At 64.3% G+C, this 19399-nt stretch carries 17 protein-coding genes and 2 pseudogenes; 16 read left to right on the forward strand and 3 right to left on the reverse strand.

The window, feature by feature from the left end; genetic code table 11:
* Nucleotides 1-109: 109 nt before the first annotated feature.
* A complete protein-coding gene (locus tag V5279_RS08715) occupies nucleotides 110-838 on the reverse strand; it encodes an alpha/beta fold hydrolase (protein WP_338696469.1) in 729 nt (242 codons plus the stop codon).
* Here V5279_RS08715 and V5279_RS08720 point away from each other — a divergent pair.
* From V5279_RS08720 to V5279_RS08750, 7 genes and pseudogenes are all read left to right on the forward strand, one after another.
* Entirely contained in the window at nucleotides 795-1262 is a 468-nt protein-coding gene (locus tag V5279_RS08720) for a LysR family substrate-binding domain-containing protein (RefSeq protein WP_338696471.1), read from the forward strand. The genes V5279_RS08715 and V5279_RS08720 overlap by 44 nt on opposite strands.
* Nucleotides 1263-1441: 179 nt before the next feature.
* Complete coding sequence (locus V5279_RS08725; RefSeq protein WP_338696472.1) at nucleotides 1442-3490, forward strand: elongation factor G; 2049 nt, start codon at nucleotides 1442-1444, stop codon at nucleotides 3488-3490.
* A 127-nt stretch (nucleotides 3491-3617) separates the two neighbouring features.
* Nucleotides 3618-5660 (forward strand): WG repeat-containing protein, encoded by a 2043-nt coding sequence (locus V5279_RS08730; protein ID WP_338696473.1) that lies wholly within the window; start codon nucleotides 3618-3620, stop codon nucleotides 5658-5660.
* A gap of 132 nt (nucleotides 5661-5792) precedes the next feature.
* Nucleotides 5793-6386: a YoaK family protein gene (locus V5279_RS08735; RefSeq protein ID WP_338701070.1), complete on the forward strand. Its 594-nt coding sequence runs from the start codon at nucleotides 5793-5795 to the stop codon at nucleotides 6384-6386.
* A gap of 31 nt (nucleotides 6387-6417) precedes the next feature.
* Nucleotides 6418-7260, forward strand: coding sequence for a shikimate dehydrogenase (locus tag V5279_RS08740; RefSeq protein WP_166302864.1), 843 nt, complete (start codon nucleotides 6418-6420; stop codon nucleotides 7258-7260).
* 116 nt (nucleotides 7261-7376) lie between these two features.
* A pseudogene (locus V5279_RS08745) lies at nucleotides 7377-7952 on the forward strand (hypothetical protein); the annotation flags it as partial.
* A 194-nt stretch (nucleotides 7953-8146) separates the two neighbouring features.
* Nucleotides 8147-8755 carry a hypothetical protein gene (locus V5279_RS08750; RefSeq protein ID WP_338696478.1) on the forward strand — a complete coding sequence of 203 codons (609 nt, stop codon included), beginning with the start codon at nucleotides 8147-8149 and terminating at the stop codon, nucleotides 8753-8755.
* Between the two features lie 93 nt (nucleotides 8756-8848).
* Here the strand turns inward: V5279_RS08750 and V5279_RS08755 are convergent.
* Both V5279_RS08755 and V5279_RS08760 read right to left on the reverse strand, forming a co-directional pair.
* Nucleotides 8849-9615: pseudogene (locus tag V5279_RS08755) on the reverse strand (IS5 family transposase).
* A 234-nt stretch (nucleotides 9616-9849) separates the two neighbouring features.
* Nucleotides 9850-10986 carry an alpha-hydroxy acid oxidase gene (locus tag V5279_RS08760; RefSeq protein WP_338696480.1) on the reverse strand — a complete coding sequence of 379 codons (1137 nt, stop codon included), beginning with the start codon at nucleotides 10984-10986 and terminating at the stop codon, nucleotides 9850-9852.
* 164 nt (nucleotides 10987-11150) lie between these two features.
* Here V5279_RS08760 and V5279_RS08765 point away from each other — a divergent pair, with 164 nt between their 5' ends.
* The 9 genes from V5279_RS08765 (at nucleotide 11151) to V5279_RS08805 (ending at nucleotide 19399) form a co-directional block, all read left to right on the forward strand.
* Entirely contained in the window at nucleotides 11151-11348 is a 198-nt protein-coding gene (locus V5279_RS08765) for a hypothetical protein (protein WP_338696482.1), read from the forward strand.
* A gap of 215 nt (nucleotides 11349-11563) precedes the next feature.
* Nucleotides 11564-12910, forward strand: coding sequence for a phosphoglucosamine mutase (gene glmM / locus V5279_RS08770; protein ID WP_166302879.1), 1347 nt, complete (start codon nucleotides 11564-11566; stop codon nucleotides 12908-12910).
* A gap of 283 nt (nucleotides 12911-13193) precedes the next feature.
* The gene (locus V5279_RS08775; protein WP_338696485.1) at nucleotides 13194-14450 is read left to right on the forward strand and encodes an MFS transporter; all 1257 of its coding nucleotides are present in this window, start codon (nucleotides 13194-13196) and stop codon (nucleotides 14448-14450) included.
* Between the two features lie 295 nt (nucleotides 14451-14745).
* Nucleotides 14746-15597: an outer membrane beta-barrel protein gene (locus tag V5279_RS08780; RefSeq protein ID WP_029079207.1), complete on the forward strand. Its 852-nt coding sequence runs from the start codon at nucleotides 14746-14748 to the stop codon at nucleotides 15595-15597.
* Between the two features lie 180 nt (nucleotides 15598-15777).
* Nucleotides 15778-16599: an outer membrane protein gene (locus V5279_RS08785; RefSeq protein WP_338696488.1), complete on the forward strand. Its 822-nt coding sequence runs from the start codon at nucleotides 15778-15780 to the stop codon at nucleotides 16597-16599.
* Nucleotides 16600-16671: 72 nt separating this feature from the next.
* Nucleotides 16672-17262, forward strand: coding sequence for a glutathione S-transferase family protein (locus V5279_RS08790; RefSeq protein WP_338696491.1), 591 nt, complete (start codon nucleotides 16672-16674; stop codon nucleotides 17260-17262).
* A gap of 18 nt (nucleotides 17263-17280) precedes the next feature.
* Nucleotides 17281-17751 (forward strand): GNAT family N-acetyltransferase, encoded by a 471-nt coding sequence (locus V5279_RS08795; protein WP_166302888.1) that lies wholly within the window; start codon nucleotides 17281-17283, stop codon nucleotides 17749-17751.
* Between the two features lie 184 nt (nucleotides 17752-17935).
* Entirely contained in the window at nucleotides 17936-18148 is a 213-nt protein-coding gene (locus V5279_RS08800; protein ID WP_166302891.1) for a hypothetical protein, read from the forward strand.
* A gap of 78 nt (nucleotides 18149-18226) precedes the next feature.
* Nucleotides 18227-19399 (forward strand): phosphoserine transaminase, encoded by a 1173-nt coding sequence (locus V5279_RS08805; protein ID WP_338696494.1) that lies wholly within the window; start codon nucleotides 18227-18229, stop codon nucleotides 19397-19399.

Here is a 19399-nt window from a genome sequence, read left to right on the forward strand (position 1 = left end):
TCGGCAACCACCTCGGGCGCCTCGGCGTGGACATAGTGCCCGGCCTCGACGAACCTGATCGAAGGTTCGGTCCAGTATTGATCCAGCCGGTCCGACCATTCCGGCGCGATCAGCGGATCGCGGCGGCCCCAGAGAAAGCGCGACGGGATTTCGATGCGCGGCTGCGCCGGCAGCCTGCCTTCCAGCCAGAGCCGGCGATTGGGTGCCGACGAGAGATACCAGTCGAAGCGCCCTGGATGTTGCCGGGCTTCATGAAGTTATCGACATAGGCTTCCAGCAGGTCGCCGAACACGGCGGAATTGTCGCCCGACCAGTGATCGAGGAAGTGGCGGAAATAGAGTCGGCATGACTCGCGCGAGCTTCCGACCAGTTGCGCCGCCCATGGCAGCTGCTGGAAGTATTGATACCAGACTTCGATCAGGTGGCTGGGCTGGCCGTAGCGGTTGCCGAGGCCCGGATAGGGCGTGCACAGATAGAGCGTACCCGTCAGCCGCTGCGGCTGACGATGCGACATCGCCTGCATGACATAGGCGCCGAGATCGCCGCCGATCACGCCGAAGCTGTCATGACCGAGCGCATCCATCACCGCGAACATATCCAGCGCGTGGCGCTCCGCGGTGGCGGACGCATCCGGGCCAGCCGCCGGCTTGCCGGTGTCGCCGCAGCCGCGCAGGTCCGGCGCGATCAATTCGAAACTGTCGCCGAGACGCAGCATCACCGGACGCCACACCAGCCAGAATTCCGGCCAGCCGTGCAGCAGGAGCAGCGGCGGGCCCTTGCCGAAGCGCGCGACGTTGACGCTGCTGCTCGCCGAAGCGGGGCTTGCCCAGCGCCTCATCCTCGATGAGCCCTATGTCGCAGCGCTGCCGCGCGCGCATCCGCTCGCGTCGCGAAGTGACATCGCGCTCGCCGAATTGTCCGACGATGCCTTCGTGCTCTATCCGGCGCGGCCGGAGCCGTCGGTCACCGGCCTGATCGTGACCGCCTGCCAGGTTGCGGGATTCACGCCGCGTCTGGCGCAGGAGGTGCTTCATCTGCAGACCGCGATCGGTCTGATCGCAGCCGGCGTCGGCGTGTCGCTCGTTCCGGAGGCCGCGGCACGCGCGCAGACCGGTCGCGGCGTGGCTTACGTACCGCTTGCCGCACCGTCGGTGATGGCGCCGCTCACGATCGCATGGCGTGATGAAGACGTCTCGCCTGCCGTGCAGCGCCTGCTCGACATCGCGACGCGCTGGCGCGAGACAGCGGCGGCACCGGCCTAAGGAACTGGCGCACCGGATACGTTCGTCCGGACAATAGTGGTAATTCCCGCCGTCGTGGCCATGGTTAAACGACGCCGCACCGCAGCGACGTTTTCCCGCTTGCCAAACGCGAAACGCAGGCAGAGCATGAATGGTCGCCGACCCAATCATGGGCCGAGCTCCAAAACGAGGAGGCGGCAATGGGACAAGACGTCAGAAGTCCCCGAGGTCCACGGTGCATCGCGCTGGTGGGCCCTTTCCAAAGCGGTAAAACCACACTTTTGGAAGCAATCCTGGCGCGCACAGGCGCCATCAAGTCTGCCGGCAGCGTCGACGCCGGAACTTCCGTCGGCGATGCCAGCCCCGAGGCGCGTCAGCACAAGATGGGCGTAGGCCTGACCGCCGCCACCACCACCTTCATGGGCGACAGCTACACCTTCATCGATTGTCCCGGCTCGATCGAATTCGCGCACGACATGCGCGCCGCGCTGCCGGCGGTCGATGCCGCGGTCGTGGTCTGCGAAGCCGATGAGAAGAAGCTGCCGCAGCTGCAGATCATCCTGCGCGAGCTCGAGGAGCTCGGCATTCCCCGTTTCCTGTTCCTGAACAAGATCGACCGCGCCAACAAGCGGGTCCGCGAGACGCTTGCGACGCTGCAGCCGGCCTCGCGCGTGCCGCTGGTGCTGCGCCAGATCCCGATCTGGAACGGCGATCTGATCGAAGGTTTTGTCGATCTCGCGCTGGAGCGCGCCTTCGTCTATCGCGAGCACAAGCCGTCGGAGGTGGTCGCGCTGGAAGGCGGCAATCTCGACCGCGAGAAGGAAGCGCGCTTCTCGATGCTGGAGAAGCTCGCCGATCATGACGATGCGCTGATGGAGCAGTTGCTGGAGGATATCCAGCCGCCGCGCGACGCGGTGTTCGACGATCTCGCCCGCGAATTGCGCGAAGGGCTGATCTGTCCGGTGCTGCTTGGCGCGGCGAGCCGCGAGAACGGCGTGCTGCGCCTGATGAAGGCGCTGCGCCATGAGGCGCCCGGCGTCACCGAGACCGCTAGCCGGCTCGGCGTCAAGGATCAGAAGGACGCGCTGGCCTATGTGTTCAAGACCGTTCATCTGCAGCACGGCGGCAAGCTGTCGCTGGCGCGCGTGCTTGCGGGCCGGCTCGACGATGGCGCGACGCTGCAATCCTCAAGCGGCGAGACCGGGCGCATCTCCGGCATCCTCGCGGTCTCGGGCACGCATGACAGCAAGCGGCCGCAGGCCGAGGCCGGCGAGACCGTCGCGCTCGGCAAGCTCGACGCGATTACGACCGGCGATACGGTCTCGAGCGGCAAGACGGCCCCGGCCTCGCTGGTCAAGGTCGAGCCGGTGGCGGCGGTGCTGTCGATCTCGATCGCCGCGACCGACCGCAAGGACGACGTCAAGCTCGGCCAGGCGCTGCTGCGGCTCAACGAGGAGGATCCCTCGCTGACGATGATCCAGAACCCGCGCACCCACGACACCGTGCTGTGGGGGCAGGGCGAGATGCATCTGCGGGTGGCGCAGGAGCGGCTCAAGGACCGCTACGGCGTCAACGTCAAATCGCATCCGCCGGCGATCGGCTACCAGGAGACCATCCGGAAAGCCATTACCCAGCGCGGCCGGCACAAGAAGCAGTCCGGCGGCCACGGCCAGTTCGGCGATGTGGTGCTCGACATCAAGCCGAAGCCGCGCGGCTCAGGCTTCGAATTCCACGAGAAGGTGGTCGGCGGCGCAGTGCCGCGCAACTATATAGGTGCGGTGGAAGAGGGCGTCGTCGACGCGCTGGCGCGTGGACCGCTCGGCTTCCCCGTGATCGACCTCGATGTCACGCTGACCGACGGCTCCTATCACAGCGTCGACTCGTCCGATCTCGCGTTCCGCACCGCGGCGCGGGTCGGCGTCAGCGAAGGGTTGCCGCAGTGCCAGCCGGTGCTGCTGGAGCCGATCCATCTGGTCGAGATATTCTGTCCGAACGAGGCGACTGCCAAGGTCAACGCGATCCTGTCGGCGCGCCGCGGCCAGATCCTCGGCTTCGACACCCGCGAAGGCTGGAGCGGCTGGGATTGCGTTCGCGCCACGATGCCGGAATCCGAGATCGGCGACCTCATCGTCGAGCTGCGATCGGCCACCGCCGGCGCCGGCACCTTCACCCGCCAGTTCGACCGCATGGCCGAAGTGACGGGCCGCGCCGCCGACCAGATCATCGCCGCGCATCGCGACGCGGCGTGATGGTGTGATCTCATCCCGGGTGCGCGAAACGCGCGCCCGGGACCCAAGGTCAACGTTCGATCCTGCTGCAAATCGGCCTGCTACGATGTGCAATTACACATTGTAAAGCGGCCGACACTGTCTCGCCATGGATTGCGCCTACGTCCTCGGTCGCCGTTTGGACGGTGAGGGCAAGGCAGTGCGGGTGTGGTGGAAATTTGCCGCGTTGGCTGGCGTGATGCTGGTGCATGGCGCACTTGCGCAAGACAGGCCGATGGAATTGACGCCCGCCGGCAAAGCCAATTTGCAGGACACGATTGCGCAGGATGGCCGGCCACTCTTTGGCCGCCCCGGGCCTAGCCAGCCGATGACTTTCCCTCTGGCGACGTGCATGTTTCCTGGCGGCCTGTGTGGTGCGGTCTACCGCGACGGCACGGTCGCGGTCTTTCCGCGATACGACTGGGTCGGCACATTCTCGGATCATCGGGCCGCCGTCCGCATCGGCGGTCTCTACGGCTTCATCGACGAGGACGGCCGTGAAATCGTCAGGCCGCAATACCGTATCGTCGACGATTACAAATTCGGCTTCGCGCAGGTCGATGTGGACGGAAAGTCCGGCCTGATCGACGAGGACGGCAAGATGGTGGTCGAGCCGAAATATGGGTTCATCCGCGCGATCGGTCCGGACCGTTTTGCCGTATCAGAAGATCGACGGCTTGGCGGAATGCCTGGCGGGGAGGATTTTTCCAATAGCAGGATCGGCTTCGGCGGACTGAGCGACGCTATCTTCGAACCGATGCTGACCGACGTCATCGACATCCAGGGCCGACTGATCGAGTCGCGCAAGCTGCCGATTCCTTCGTTCGACAAGGACGATCCGTCACTCCGCTGGGTGCAAAAGGAGAAGCTTTGGGGGCTGGCACGGGCCGATGGAAGCTGGCTCGTCGAGCCGAAATTCCAGCAGGTGGATGCGTTGAAGAACGGGCTCGCGCGGGTGACGCTCAACGGCAAGATCGGCTTTATCGACCGTACCGGTAGCTTCGCCATCGAACCGGTGTTTGATAAGGCCTGGTGGTTCGTACCGGGTTTCGATCGCACGTCGGCCGAGCGCGACGGCAGCTTCGGCGTGATCGACAAATCCGGCACATGGATATTTCAAACGCACTATCAGCAGATTCATTTTGCTATCAACTACGATCACCCAGCCACTGTGTTCGGCTGGCACTTCAGGACGGCCGACCGGTGGGGGCTTCTGGACCTTGATGGCCACGTGGTCATCGGCGCCGAATTCGATCAGCCGATCCAGCAATGTGCCGATGGCCGGCTCGACGCCTACAAGAACAAGGAATGGCTCTACTTCAAAGCGGATGGCAGCCCGCTGCAGCCGCCGGACGGAAGGATTATCGACGCGTCATGCGGCGCGCCGCCCCCGTACGTTCTGAAAATCGGCGACAAATTCCGTTTGGTGGATGCTGACTCAAGCCCTGTGACGCCCGTGCTCTACGACGCGATCTTCGGAGCTGGACGAGGCGTCAAGAATGCCAAGCTCGATGGCAAATGGGGACGCCTTGGTCTCGATGGACGTTGGGTGCTCGAACCCAAATTCGACTACCTCTCAACCGGCACCGATCTCTTCGTTGCATCGATCGATGGCAAGCGCGGCTTCATGCGCTCGGACGGATCATGGCTGATCGCGCCGAAATTCGATGCTGCCGCGCTGCGTCGCGACAATGCTACTTCTTTCGTGACGCTTGCCGGCGCGACCGGCGTGCTGCGGCTTGCGGATCAATCCTGGGCCATTCCGCCGCGGCCGGGCGTTCTGTGCGATGTCAGTATCAGCCACGTGATCATGTCCGAAGCCGCGGGCAAGCGCGCGATCCTGTCGCAAACCGGGGAGACCTGGATCGATGTTGGTGCCGAGCGGGTTGGGGCCAACCTCGATTTCGGCCTTGTGACCTTTCTCAGGAACGGCAAATGGGGGCTGGTCGACACCGCTGGGCAGGTCATGGTCGAGCCGCAGTACGACGAGCCGGTTTATTTCATGCCGCGCCAGCGCGGCGTGGCGTGGGCCAAGCACGACGGCAGATGGTGCGCGATCGACCGGCACGGTCACCCGGTCCCGGGCATCGCCTGCGCCGACACCAACCCCCTAGGTCGAGATGACCGCTTCGCGTGCAAGGTCGAGCGCTAACGATCACGCCCCAAGGGGGCGTGATCGTTGGCAGGATGGCCGGAGGCCGCTAGCCTTGCGTCCCTGATGGGGGCGCAACGACATCATGCTTGAATCCCGCCGTAACTGGCGCTGGCCTGCGCGCTTAGCGCGCTGGCCGGCTATGTCGACGGCATCGGCTACCTGCATCTCGGCGGGCTGTTCGTCTCCTTCATGAGCGGCAACTCGACGCGGCTTGGCGTGACGCTGGCCGCGGGGCATTGGCAGCACGCCCTGGAGGCGCTGGAGCTGATCGTGCTGTTCGTCGTGGGTGCCGCGGCCGGCAGCCTGATCGTGCTCAGCCGCATCGGCCATCGCCAGCCGCTGATCCTGCTCGGCGAGGCCTTGTTGTTGACGGCGGCCGCCTTGGCCTATGCCTATGGCCTGCCGAACGCCGCGGTCGCCGCCATCGTGCTGGCGATGGGGCTCGAGAACGCCGTATTCCAGCTCGAAGGCGGCGCCGGGCTCGGCCTCACCTATGTCACCGGCGCGCTGGTCAAGGCCGGCCAGCTGATCGCCGCCGCGCTGACCGGCGGAGCCGGCTGGGCCTGGCTGCCGAACCTCCTGCTGTGGGCGGCGCTGGTCGCAGGCGCGCTTGCCGGCGCATTGGCCTACCACTGGATCAACCTTGCCGCGATCTGGTTTGCCGCGGGCACGGCGCTCGGGCTCAGCGTGCTGGTTGCCGCAACCGCGAAGCGGACGGATTGACAGCGCGGCTGCCTTGGCCGATGTCACGGCCATGACATCATCAAGCAAAACCCGCGCCGCGTGCCTGATCGGCTGGCCGGCGGCGCATTCCCGTTCGCCGCTGATCCATCGCTACTGGCTGCGTACGCTCGGCATCGAGGGCGGCTATGTGATCGAGGCGGTGCCGCCGGAGGATTTCAAGGATTTCCTGTTCCGCCTGTCGCTGCGCGGCTTCGTCGGCGCCAACGTCACCATCCCGCACAAGGAGCAGGCGCTGGCGCTGTCGGCGCCGGACGAGCGCGCCCGCGCCGTCGGCGCCGCCAACACGCTGTGGTTTGCCGATGGCGAGCTGCGCTCGACCAATACCGATGTCGAAGGCTTCATCAACAATCTCGACGCCTGCGCGCCCGGCTGGGACAACACCGAGGATGCGCTGGTGCTAGGGGCCGGCGGCGCGGCGCGTGCGGTGGTGTTCGGCCTGATCGAGCGCGGCATCAAGCGCGTGCATCTGGTCAACCGCACCATCGACCGCGCTCGCGCGCTGGCCGATCAGTTCGGTGCGCGCGTTCATCCCGCGACGTGGGACACGGTCGGCGATCTGCTGCCGCGAGCCGGGCTGCTCGTCAACACGACGTCGCTCGGCATGCACGGCCAGCCCGCGCTCGAGATCGATGTCGGCCTGTTGCCGCAAGGCGCGGTTGTGACCGATCTTGTCTATGTGCCGCTGGTGACGCCATTGCTTGCGGCGGCGCAGGCGCGCGGCCTGAAGACCGCCGATGGCCTCGGCATGCTGCTGCACCAGGCGGTGCGCGGTTTCGAATTGTGGTTCGGGCAGCGTCCGCAAGTGACGCCGGAACTGCGTGCGCTCGTTGAAGCCGATCTCACAAAGACTTGAGGCCTGGAATAGCGTGATACGGCTGGGGTCAGTGTTACATCACCTGCGCCCCTCCCGGAGATCCCCCAATGTCTGCCAGCCGTTCCTCGCTCATTCGCCCGTTCATTGCATTCGCGATGGTGACGGCATCCACGCTCTACGCACTCGCGCAGCAGCCGCCGACGCCGACGCGGGTGCGTGGAACCGTCGAGAGCGTCGACGGCGACACGCTCGCGGTGAAGTCGCGCAGCGGCGAAGACGTCAAGCTGCACATGGCGAGCAATATGCTGGTGCTCGGCCTCACCAGGATCGCGCTGTCCGACATCAAGGTCGGTTCCTTCATCGGCACGACCACGGTGCCCGGGCCCGATGGCGTGCCGAAGGCGGTCGAGGTGCATGTCTTCCCGGAGCACATGCGCGGCACCGGCGAAGGCTCGCGGCCCTACGATCTGAAGCCGAACAGCAGCATGACCAACGCGACCGTCGCGCAATCCGTGGTCAGCAATGACGGTCATACCTTGATGGTGAAGTACAAGGATGGCGAGAAGACGGTGCAGGTCGCGCCCGATACGCCTGTCGTGACCTATGTTCCCGGCGACAAGGCGGATCTGAAGGCCGGCGCCAAGATCATCGCCTTCATGAAGAAACTGCCCGACGGCTCGCTCGAAACCGACCGCGTCAGCGTCGGCCGCGACGGCCTTACGCCGCCGATGTGCGCGGTTTCATCCTCTCTTCTTTGTGAAGAGCCTGGCTTCGATGAACGGTTGTTACACGGTAACAGACCCTTCGTCTGGCGCGTAGTTTACCGAGCGAGCCACCTCTCCTGCGAACAGGACGATGGCTCGCACGGAATACCTCCAATTCCCCGGTGTTCCTGACTCCGCCAGCCAAACCCATGAGGGACATCATGCCGAAATCGACGCTATTCGCCGCATTGCTTCTCGTTGCCTTTGCCTCGGCCGCATCGGCGCAGCAGCCGCCGACGGTGCGCATTCGCGGCACCATCGAGGCCGTCGACGGCGCCATGCTGTCGATCAAGTCGCGCGACGGCGCCGACATGAAGGTGCGGACGACCGACAACGTCGCGGTATTCGGCGTCGCCAAGACCGATCTGTCGCAGATCAAGCCCGGTTCCTATATCGGCGTCACCGCGATGCCCGAGCCCGACGGAACGCAGAAGGCGATCGCGGTTCACATCTTCCCGGAAAACCAGCGTGGCGCCGCCGAAGGCTTTCGTCCCTGGGACCTGCGCGCCAACTCGACCATGACCAACGCCACCGTCGCCGAAACGGTGGAGGGCACCGACGGCCAGAACATCACGGTGAAATACAAGGACGGTGAGAAGAAGGTCGTGGTGCCGCCGGGCACCCCGGTCGTCACTTTCGTCGCCGGCGACAAAGCGGAGCTGAAGCCGGGCGCCAAGATCATCATCTTCGGCGCGGCGAAGAAGGAGGACGGCACCCTGGAAGCCAACCGCGTCAATGTCGGCCGCGACGGCATCGCGCCGCCGATGTGACGCGAAGCGTCATCCCGGGGCGATGCGCAGCATCGAACCCGGGATCTCGAGCGACGAACTCCGTTGTCGTCCCGGCCTAGGTGGTGTGGACACTTATCGCATCCATAAGACGATGGCTGCGAGAGTGACGACGGCCAGGTAATTTCGGGCGGTCTTTTCGAAGCGGGTTGCAACGCGGCGGAACTGCTTGAGCTTTGAGAAGCAGCATTCGACGAGATGACGCTGGGCATAGAAATGCTTGTCGAGTGGATATTTGAGCGCACGTGACGGGTTGTTGGGGATCACGGCGAGCGCGCCTTTGGCGGCGATGGCTTGGCGCAAGTGATCGGCGTCATAGGCCGTATCGGCCATGACGACCTCGGCGGATAAGCCTTCGATCAATGCGGCGGCTTGCGGTGCATCGCCCTTCTGACCTGCGGTGAGCTTGAACCGCACCGGACATCCCAAGCCTCGAACGGCCATATGTATCTTGGTGCTCAGGCCGCCGCGCGAGCGGCCGATCGCTTGATCTTCCGCTTGATCTTCAGACCCCCCTTTTTGGCGCCGGCGGCGTGCTGATGCGCCCGAACGATGGTGGAATCGACGATCAGATATTCGAAGTCCGGATCATCGGACATCGCCTCGAAGATCCGCCACCAAACACCCTTGATGCTCCATCGACTGAAGCGCCGGAACACGCTGTTCCAGTCCCCAAACACCTCCGGAAGATCGCGCCAGGGAGACCCCGTACGCACGATCCACAGCACACCTTCCACGAACATCCGGTTGTCGCGCCCGGTGGAGCCCTTCTGATCGGGGCGCCCTATGATCAGCGGCGCTATCCGCTCCCACGCCGCGTCGCTCAATACCACACGGTCCATCACACCCAAGGCGGCCTCCCCAAAAGCAGCCTTGAATCTGATTTGCTCCTAAAAGGGAATCCTTAGAGTCCACACCACCTAGGGCGCAATTGCGCGCGGGAGCCGGGACCCATAACCACCGATGGTTTTTGTTGAGATAAGCTGTGGCCACAGTCGTGTTCTAATCTTGCACGGCTGTGGTTATGGGTCCCGGCCTGCGCCGGGACGACGCTTGTGGGCCGGATGGCGATTGCCTCACACCGCCAGCACGTGATCGTCGATCTCGGCGATGGTGTTGACGCCGCACAGCCCCATCGTGGTGGTGAGCTCCTTGCCCAGGATGTCGAGCGCCTTGGCGACACCTTCCTGGCCGCCGGCGCCGAGGCCGTAGGCATAGGCGCGGCCGATCATGCAGGACTTGGCGCCGAGCGCCAGCGCGCGCATCACGTCCATGCCGGTGCGGATGCCGCCGTCGAACATGATCTCGAGCTTCGAGCCGACCTCGTCGACGATCTCCGGCAGCACCTCGATCGAGGACGGCGCGCCGTCGAGCTGGCGGCCGCCATGGTTGGACACCACGATCGCCTGCGCCCCGGTCTTGGCGGCGAGCTCGGCGTCCTCGACATCGAGGATGCCTTTGAGGATCAGCTTGCCCGGCCAGATGCTGCGGATCCAGTCGATGTCCTTCCAGTTCAGCGTGGTATCGAACTGCGATGCCGTCCATTCCGACAGCTTGGTCAGATCCTCGGTGCCTTTGACGTGACCGACGATGTTGCCGAAGCTGCGGCGTTTGCCGCGCAGCACGCCGGCGACCCATGACGGCTTGCTCGCGAAGTCCAAGAGCTTCGACAGCGACCATTCCGGCGGCACCGTCATGCCGTTCTTGATGTCCTGGTGGCGCTGGCCGATCACCTGCAGGTCGACGGTCAGCACCAGCGCCGAGCATTTCGCCGCGATCGCGCGCTCGATCAGCGACTTGATGAAGCCGCGGTCCTTCATGACGTAGAGCTGGAACCAGAACGGCTTGTCGACGGCAGCCGCGATGTCCTCGATCGAGCAGATCGACATCGTGCTCTGGGTGAAGGGAATGCCGGCCGCCTGCGCCGCGCGGCAGGCGTAGATCTCGCCGTCGCCATGTTGCATGCCGAGCAGGCCGACCGGCGCCAGGATCAGCGGCATCGCGGCCGGCTCGCCGAGGATCGTGGTCGCCAGGGTCCGCTTCGAGACATCGACCAGGATGCGCTGGCGGAACTTGATCTGCTGCAGGTCCGCGGAGTTGGCGCGCAGCGTGTCCTCGGTGTAGGAGCCGCGGTCCGCATAATCGAAAAACGCCTTCGGCACCCGGCGCTTGTGCAGCTGGCGCAGATCTTCGATGCAGGTAATGTGCTTCATGGACGTTCCCGGCCCTTCTTCTATGACGCAAGTCGTATGCAGCGAAGTCTTAATGCCGCGAAGTCTTGCGGGTGTTCGCGCTTGCCGTCATCTAGCATGGTTGGATGGCCTGCCAAATCCAAGACGAATACCAGGATGAATGCCAAGACGGATGGGAGAGCACGATGACGCAATCAGGCTCCAAGGCGAACTCCAAGCCGAACTCCAAGCCGAAAGCAGACGACAACGCCGAGAAGCGCCGGCTCGACGAGGCCCTGGAAGAGGGGCTGGAGGAGACGTTTCCCGGTTCCGACCCCGTCAATGTCACCCAGCCGGCCCCCAGCAAGGGCGACCAGCACGTCAAGCGAGGCGGCAAGGGTTAGGGCCGGCCCGCGTTTACGGGATTGCGGTTAAGGAGAGAATGTTATATTTTTCAGTGTCTTAAGCTCGAACCATGGGGTTCGATGGCGGTAATGATTCATCATATTTTTTGAAGTCATCTTAGCGCCTGACAGTCTATAAGGCCGATGCACGCTAGACTGGTGGGCGTTCGGGACTCTCTCGCCGGGTGGTTCGAGAGGTCCGTGTTGGGGGTACCATGAGCCGCAAATATTTCGGGACCGATGGAATTCGGGGCCGCGCCAATGGGCTGATCACGCCGGAGCTCGCGCTCAAGGTGGGGCAGGCCGCAGGATTGGTGTTTCAGCGTGGCGACCATCGCCATCGCGTCGTGATCGGCAAGGACACGCGGCTGTCCGGCTACATGATCGAATACGCCATGGTCGCAGGCTTCACCTCGGTCGGCATGGACGTGCTGCTGGTCGGCCCGATGCCGACGCCGGCGATCGCGATGCTCACCAAGTCGATGCGCGCCGATCTCGGCGTCATGATCTCGGCGTCGCACAATCTCTTCGAGGACAACGGCATCAAGCTGTTCGGCCCGCAGGGCTTCAAGCTCTCCGACGATGTCGAGAAGCAGATCGAGCAGCTGCTCGACGAATCGCTCGACCGTCGCCTGGCGCAGAGCGCAAGCCTCGGCCGCGCCCGCCGCATTGACGGCGTCCATGACCGCTACATCGAATTCGCCAAGCGCACGCTGCCGCGCGATCTCTCGCTCGACGGCCTGCGCGTCGTGGTCGATTGCGCCAATGGCGCCGCCTATAAGGTGGTGCCGGAAGCGCTGTGGGAGCTCGGCGCCGACGTGGTGCCGATGGGCGTCGAGCCCGACGGCTTCAACATCAACAAGGAATGCGGCTCCACCTCGCCGGAAGCGCTGTCGCGGAAGGTGCGCGAGATGCGCGCCGACATCGGCATCGCGCTCGACGGCGACGCCGATCGCGTCATCCTGGTCGACGAGCGCGGCCACATCGTCGACGGCGACCAGCTGCTCGCGGTGATCGCGCAGAGCTGGAAGGAAGAGGGACGCCTCTCCAAGCCCGGTATCGTCACCACCGTGATGTCCAATCTCGGGCTGGAGCGCTTCCTGCAGGGCCTCGGGCTGCAGATGGTCCGCACCCCGGTCGGCGACCGCTACGTGCTCGAGCAGATGCTGAGCGGCGGCTACAATCTCGGCGGCGAGCCGTCCGGCCATATCATCATGTCGGATTATTCGACGACCGGCGACGGCTTCGTCGCCGCGCTGCAGGTGCTGGCGGTGGTGCAGAAGCTGCGCCGCCCGGTGTCGGAGATCTGCCGGCGTTTCGATCCATTGCCGCAGATCCTGAAGAACGTGCGCTATCGCAGCGGCAAGCCGCTCGACGACGCCGAGGTCAAGTCCGCGATCACCGACGGCGAGAAGCGCCTCAACGGCCATGGCCGTCTGTTGATCCGTCCCTCCGGCACCGAGCCGGTGATCCGCGTCATGGGCGAGGGTGACGATCGCATCCTGGTGGAAGAGGTCGTCGACAACATCGTCAGCGCGCTCGGCCACGCCGCGGCGGCCTAGTCAATCGATCGACGAACGCCGCTCCAGCCTCGCCCCGCGTGCGGGGAGAGGCCGGAATTCAAGCTGCGCTTGAATTTCGGGTGAGGGGGCTCTCCGCGAATCCAGCTTTCACCGTCCGTCCTGAAACAGCCCCTCACCCCAACCCTCTCCCCGTGAAGAACGGGGAGAGGGAGCAGGCTTTCGTCGCGGTTCACACAGCGCATCGCTGCTATCGGCTAACGCAACTGGTCCGCCTGACCTCCGCGTCGTACGACACGGAGGTATCCGTCCCGGGAATGCTGCATTGAACAAGTCCGTCGTGAGCGAACAGGCACTGGGCGAACCGGTGCTGGTGCCGGAGTTGTCGCCCTCGCTGGCCGCAAAGGCGGCTGCCGCGGGGCCGGCCTATGTCGTGCTTGCCGGCATCAGCTTCTCGCACTTCCTCAACGACACGATGCAGTCGCTGATCGCCTCGGTCTATCCGATCCTGAAGGACAATTACGCGCTCGACTTCGCGCAGATCGGCATGATCACGCTGGCGTTCCAGTTCACCGCCTCGCTGCTGCAGCCGCTGGTCGGTCATTTCACCGACAAGAAGGCGCAGCCGTTCTCGCTTTCGATCGGCATGGGCTTCACCTTCTTCGGGCTGTTGCTGCTCAGCGTCGCGCATAGTTACGGGATCATCCTGATCGCCGCCTCGCTGGTCGGATTGGGCTCCGCGGTGTTTCATCCGGAATCGTCGCGCATAGCGCGGCTGGCGTCAGGCGGTCGTTACGGCTTCGCGCAATCGGTGTTCCAACTCGGCGGCAGTTTCGGCACCTCGATGGGACCGGTACTGGCCGCGTTGATCGTGGTGCCGTTCGGCCAGCCCTCGATCGCCTGGTTCTCCTCGATCGCGTTCCTCGCCATCGTGATCCTCTGGCGCATCGGCGTCTGGTACAAGCCGCAGATATCAGGCAAGAAGGCGGCCACCATCGCGCGGCATCCTGACCATCCAGATCAGCGCCGCGTGATGCTTGCGCTGATTGTGCTGGTCGCGCTGCTAATCTCCAAGCAGCTCTATGTCTCGAGCCTGTCGAGCTACTACATCTTCTATCTGATCGACAGGTTCGGCGTCTCGACGCAGGCGGCGCAGCTCTATCTGTTCATCTTCCTTGCCGCCAACGCCGTGGGCGCGTTCATCGGCGGGCCGCTCGGCGACCGCTTCGGCCGCAAATACGTGATCTGGTTCTCGATCCTCGGCGCGCTGCCGTTCACGCTGGCGCTGCCCTATGCCGGCCTGTTCGCAAGCGCCGTGCTGACGGTCGTGATCGGCCTGATCATCTCGTCGGCGACCTCGGCGATCATCGTGTTCGCGCAGGAACTGATGCCGCACCGCTTCGGCATGATCTCCGGCGTGTTCTTCGGCGTCGCGTTCGGCATCGGCGGTCTTGGCGCCGCGGTGCTCGGCAAGCTCGCCGACCACACCTCAATCGCCTTCGTCTATCAGCTGTGCGCATTCCTGCCGGCGATCGGCCTGCTCGCGGTGTTCCTGCCGAAGATGCCGAAGGCTGCTCGCTGAACCTCTGTCGCGAGGCCCCCGCATTAAGCGTTCGCTAACGCACGCGGCCTGCGTGCGCCGCTAACGGCGCGCAATCATCAACGCTTCATTAGCACTTGTGGCGGGATCGCCATCTTTCGCTGCTGCACGCGCGTATTGATGGACCCATAAGCACCAGCCGCAGAAAAAGGTCAGAGAAAATCAACCTTAAAAATTAGGGTTAAGTGCCGCTTAAACATTTGCTGGCATCGTCCGCCCGTGAGTTTCAGACGTGGGGCTTTCGTGTCGCCTCACTTGGCCCAAAAGGACGAAGCCAATGCGTAGCGTAAAGACCCTGATTGCCGCAGGCGCGGCATCCCTGCTGTCTTCGGTGGCGTTCGCTGCCGACATGCCGATCATGCCGCCGCCCCCGATGGCGTATGCTCCCCCGCCGGTCCAGGATTTCGGCGGCTGGTATCTGCGCGGCGACATCGGCATGACCAACACCAAGGCCAGGCTGCACGTCAACGCGTACGACACGCTGCCGGCCGGCACCGCGTTCAATCAGTACGGCACCGGCTTCGACAGCGGCATGCTGTTCGGCATCGGCGTCGGCTATCAGTTCAACAGCTGGTTCCGCGCGGACATCACCGGTGAGTACCGCTCGAAGGTCAGCTTCAACGGCACCGACTTCTTCACGTTCCCCGGGCCGAGCTCGCTGGGCGACACCTATCATGGCGGCATGCAGAGCTGGGTCGGCCTCGTGAACGTCTACGCCGATCTCGGCACTTGGGGATGCTTGACCCCGTTCATCGGTGCCGGTGTCGGTGCCGCGACGATCAAGACCTCGGCCTTCTCGGACATCGCCACGTTCCCGAGCGGGTCTGGCCTGACCAGCTCCTTCATCGCCGACGGCGCCACCAAGACCAACTTCGCCTGGGCCGTGCATGCCGGTGTCGCCTACAGGGTCACCAACAACTTCACGGTCGAACTGGCCTATCGCTACCTCGACATGGGCACCGCCGGCCAGGGCCAGGGTCACTTCTTCGACGGCACGCCGGCCGGTCCCTCGAGCTTCCAGTACCGCGACATTACCTCGCAGGACGTGAAGCTCGGCGTGCGCTTCGCCTTGCCCTGCTGCGACGTGCTGCCCCCGCCGCCGCCGCCCCCGCTGATCCGCAAGGGTTAATTTCGAGCCTTCACGGTTAACGATTGCAACGGCGCGGGACCATCCCGCGCCGTTTTTCTTTGCCGCGCGACGTCACGAGCTACTGCAACTTGGGTGGTCGAAAGCGTGTGACGACAACGATTGGTTAAGGTTAACAGGCGATGATCAGCGCGCATTCGATGAGTGGGATGGAGCGTTGCGATGCGTATGTTCTTGCTGACGGCGATGATGATGGGCGCGGTGACGGCTGCGCACGCGGCCGATCTGCCGGACTTCCCGGCCCTGCGCGGCGGCTTCAGCGACGCACCCAGCGCACCCGTCAACTGGCGCGGCTTCTATATCGGCGGGCAGGGCGGCTACGGTTCGTCCGATGAGAATTTCAGCGGCACGAATGCCAACATGCTCGCGGCCCTGCTCGATCACAACGTGATCCAGCAGATGGACGTCTCGAACTGGAATCTCGGGCTCGGCAAGGCGTCCCAACGTTCGGCGGCCTATGGTGCGTTCGCCGGCTACAACTGGCAATACGACGACGTCGTGGTCGGCATCGATGCGAGCTACATGCACGGCAAGTTCGGCGGCTCGTCCACCGCGAGCAAGGAATTGGTCAGCGGCACCGCGCTGACCGACACCCTGTTCCACGACGTGCGCGTCGATTCGTCGGCGGCGATCCAGATCAACGACATGGCGACGATCCGCGGCCGCGCCGGCTACGCCTGGGGTTGCTTCCTGCCGTATATCTTCGGCGGCGTTGCGTTCGGCAATGCCGACATCTCGCGCTCGGTCACGGTTCACGACGCCGTCAGTGCCACCATCTCGGGGCCGTTCACGCCGCTGGCGACGTTGAACGCGAACGACGTCCAGCATAATCACCTGGTGTACGGCTACACCGGCGGTCTCGGCTTCGACGTCAATATCACGGGCGGGCTGTTCATGCGCGCGGAGTGGGAATACGTTCGCTTCACGTCGACCGTCGACACCACCATCAATACAGTGCGCGCCGGTCTCGGTTACAAGTTCTGAGGCCAAGCCGCGCGGCTTGACAGTGCATGGCGTGACTGGTCGGATATCGCTCCGCAAGCGGAGCGACCTCACATGAAAATCCTCGGCGATTCCAATTCAGGCAATTGCCTGAAGGTGAAATGGGTGTGCGACAAACTGGCGCTGCCCTACACATGGGTCGAGATCGACACCATGAAGGGCGGCAGCCGGACGGCGGAATTCCTCAAGCTCAACGGTTGGGGGCAGGTGCCGACGGTGGAGCTGGATGACGGCCGCACGCTCGCGCAATCCAACGCCATCATCCGCTACCTCGCGCGCGGCAGCGATCTGATCCCCGGCGATCCCTATCGCGCGGCGCAGATGGATGCCTGGATGTTCTGGGAGCAGAACAGCCACGAGCCCTATGTCGCGGTCTGCCGGTTTCAGACCGTGTATCTCGGTAAGGCCGTTTCCGAGATCGATTCGAACCTGTTGAAGCGCGGCTATGTGGCGCTCGATCATCTGGAACGGCATCTTGCGGCGACGCAATTTTTGGTCGGTGATGCGTTCTCGCTCGCCGACGTTTCGCTGCTTGCCTATACGCGGGTCGCGGAGGATGGCGGCCTCGCGCTCGAACGCTATCCCATTATCCGCCGCTGGATCTCCGATGCCGAGCATGTGCTCGGCCTGCCGCCGGTCGGCTGACCTCTGGTGAAGATCGATATGACTGAAGCCTCATCCATCACGATCCGCCGTGCCCGCCGCGAGGATGTCGCGGTCATCGTCGGCATGCTGGCGGACGATCCGCTCGGCCGCGCGCGCGAGCGGATCGAGGATCCGCTGCCGCAAAGCTATTACGAGGCCTTCGCGCGGGTCGAGCGCGATCCCAACCTTCAGCTCGTGGTCGCCGTCGACGGCGAGGGCACCGTGGTCGGCTGCCTGCAGCTCGCGGTGCTGCCGGGCATCAGCTCGCAGGGCGGCTCGCGCGGCTTGCTCGAGGATGTCCGCGTCGCAACCCATTGCCGCAGCCGCGGCATCGGCGAGCAGCTGGTGCAGTGGGCGGTCGCGGAAGCGCGTGCGCGAGGTTGCATGCTCGTCGAGCTCTTGACGCATCACACACGCGTCGATGCGCAGCGCTTCTATGAGCGACTCGGATTCGCGCGCAGCCATGTCGGCATGACGTTGCGCTTCTGAGACGTTGCACTTCTGAAATGTGTGCGCGAAGTTGTGCCATCCACATGGCAATGCCTGCGGTAGCTGTTGCTCCGCTATCCGGTTAACAGCCAATAAACTAAGCCGGCCTCCGCGAATTTACGGGTCGGAACGAGTCCGCTATGTCGGACGTCTCCCACGGGGGCGCGGGCAACTGGGGATTTCGATGTCGGATTATTCGATCGTGCGGGTCGGCAACGAGTACATCGTGCAGGCCGGCGAGAAGAGCATTTTGAAAATATCGAGCCGGCGCAGGGCGGTTAAGATCATGACTCTCGCGGCAGATTTGCTCGATCAGGAGACGGTGCAGCAGGTCGAGGACTCCCCATCAATCAGCCGTGATCCCCCCATCGTTCCGGACCCTTCTGAACTTCCTTGACGTTTGGGCGCCCGTCCACTATCTCCGGCAGCGGGAAACCTCTCCCCACCGAGAGGCAGCTATCTGGAAGGGTAGATTATGACTGCAGCGAAGCCCGCTTCGCGGCCTGATGTGCCGCATTTCTCCTCCGGCCCCTGTGCCAAGCGCCCCGGCTGGAACCCCAACAATCTGAAGGACGCCGCGCTCGGCCGCTCGCATCGTGCGAAGGTCGGCAAGGCCAAGCTCAAGCTCGCGATCGAACTGACGCGTGAAGTGCTTGAAGTGCCTGCCGATTACAAGATCGGCATCGTGCCGGCGTCGGACACCGGCGCGGTCGAGATGGCGCTGTGGTCGCTGCTCGGTGCGCGGCCCGTCACCACGCTCGCCTGGGAATCCTTCGGCGAGGGCTGGGTCAGCGATATCGTCAAGGAATTGAAGCTGAAGGACGTCACCAAGCTGAACGCGGCCTACGGTGAAATCCCCGATCTCGCCAAGGTCGACCCTGCGTCGGACGTCGTCTTCACCTGGAACGGCACCACCTCCGGTGTGCGCGTTCCGAACGCCGACTGGATCAGCGCGACCCGTGAAGGCCTGACGATTTGCGACGCGACCTCGGCCGCCTTCGCGCAGCCGCTCGATTTCGCCAAGCTCGACGTCGTCACCTTCTCCTGGCAGAAGGCGCTCGGCGGCGAGGCGGCGCACGGCATGCTGATCCTGTCGCCGCGCGCGGTGGAGCGGCTCGAGACCTACAAGCCGGCCTGGCCGCTGCCGAAGATCTTCCGCCTCACCAAGGGCGGCAAGCTCAACCAGGGCATCTTCGAGGGCGAGACCATCAACACGCCGTCGATGCTCTGCGTCGAGGATTATCTCGATGCGTTGAACTGGGCGAAGTCGATCGGCGGCCTGAAGGCGCTGATCGCGCGCGCCGACGCCAACACCAAGGCGCTCGCCGACTGGAAGGCGAAGACGCCCTGGATTGACTTCCTGGCCAAGGATCCCGCGATCCGCTCCAACACCTCGGTGTGCCTGAAGTTCACCGATCCCGCGATCACCTCGCTTCCATCAGATGCGCAGGCCGACTTCTGCAAGAAGCTGGTCGCGCTGGTGGAGAAGGAGAACGCCGGCTTCGACTTCGCGTATTACCGCGATGCGCCGGCCGGCCTGCGGATCTGGTGCGGCGCCACCGTCGAGGCAAAGGACGTCGAGCTGCTGACGCAGTGGATCGACTGGGCCTTCGCCGAAACCAAGGCAGTGTTGCCCAAGGCGGCCTGA

Origin of the sequence: Bradyrhizobium sp. 26S5, from assembly GCF_036923295.1 — a bacterium.
In the GTDB taxonomy this organism is placed as follows: Bacteria; Pseudomonadota; Alphaproteobacteria; order Rhizobiales; family Xanthobacteraceae; genus Bradyrhizobium; species Bradyrhizobium septentrionale.

Coding starts and splice junctions, on each gene's coding strand:
- V5279_RS08780 (WP_029079207.1), top strand. CDS start 14,746: ATGCGTAGCGTAAAGACCCTGATTGCCGCAGGCGCGGCATCCCTGCTG.
- V5279_RS08730 (WP_338696473.1), top strand. CDS start 3,618: ATGGATTGCGCCTACGTCCTCGGTCGCCGTTTGGACGGTGAGGGCAAG.
- V5279_RS08725 (WP_338696472.1), top strand. CDS start 1,442: ATGGGACAAGACGTCAGAAGTCCCCGAGGTCCACGGTGCATCGCGCTG.
- V5279_RS08790 (WP_338696491.1), top strand. CDS start 16,672: ATGAAAATCCTCGGCGATTCCAATTCAGGCAATTGCCTGAAGGTGAAA.
- V5279_RS08760 (WP_338696480.1), bottom strand. CDS start 10,986: ATGAAGCACATTACCTGCATCGAAGATCTGCGCCAGCTGCACAAGCGC.
- V5279_RS08750 (WP_338696478.1), top strand. CDS start 8,147: ATGCCGAAATCGACGCTATTCGCCGCATTGCTTCTCGTTGCCTTTGCC.
- V5279_RS08785 (WP_338696488.1), top strand. CDS start 15,778: ATGCGTATGTTCTTGCTGACGGCGATGATGATGGGCGCGGTGACGGCT.
- glmM (WP_166302879.1), top strand. CDS start 11,564: ATGAGCCGCAAATATTTCGGGACCGATGGAATTCGGGGCCGCGCCAAT.
- V5279_RS08765 (WP_338696482.1), top strand. CDS start 11,151: ATGACGCAATCAGGCTCCAAGGCGAACTCCAAGCCGAACTCCAAGCCG.
- V5279_RS08800 (WP_166302891.1), top strand. CDS start 17,936: ATGTCGGATTATTCGATCGTGCGGGTCGGCAACGAGTACATCGTGCAG.
- V5279_RS08795 (WP_166302888.1), top strand. CDS start 17,281: ATGACTGAAGCCTCATCCATCACGATCCGCCGTGCCCGCCGCGAGGAT.
- V5279_RS08740 (WP_166302864.1), top strand. CDS start 6,418: ATGACATCATCAAGCAAAACCCGCGCCGCGTGCCTGATCGGCTGGCCG.
- V5279_RS08715 (WP_338696469.1), bottom strand. CDS start 838: ATGAGGCGCTGGGCAAGCCCCGCTTCGGCGAGCAGCAGCGTCAACGTC.
- V5279_RS08805 (WP_338696494.1), top strand. CDS start 18,227: ATGACTGCAGCGAAGCCCGCTTCGCGGCCTGATGTGCCGCATTTCTCC.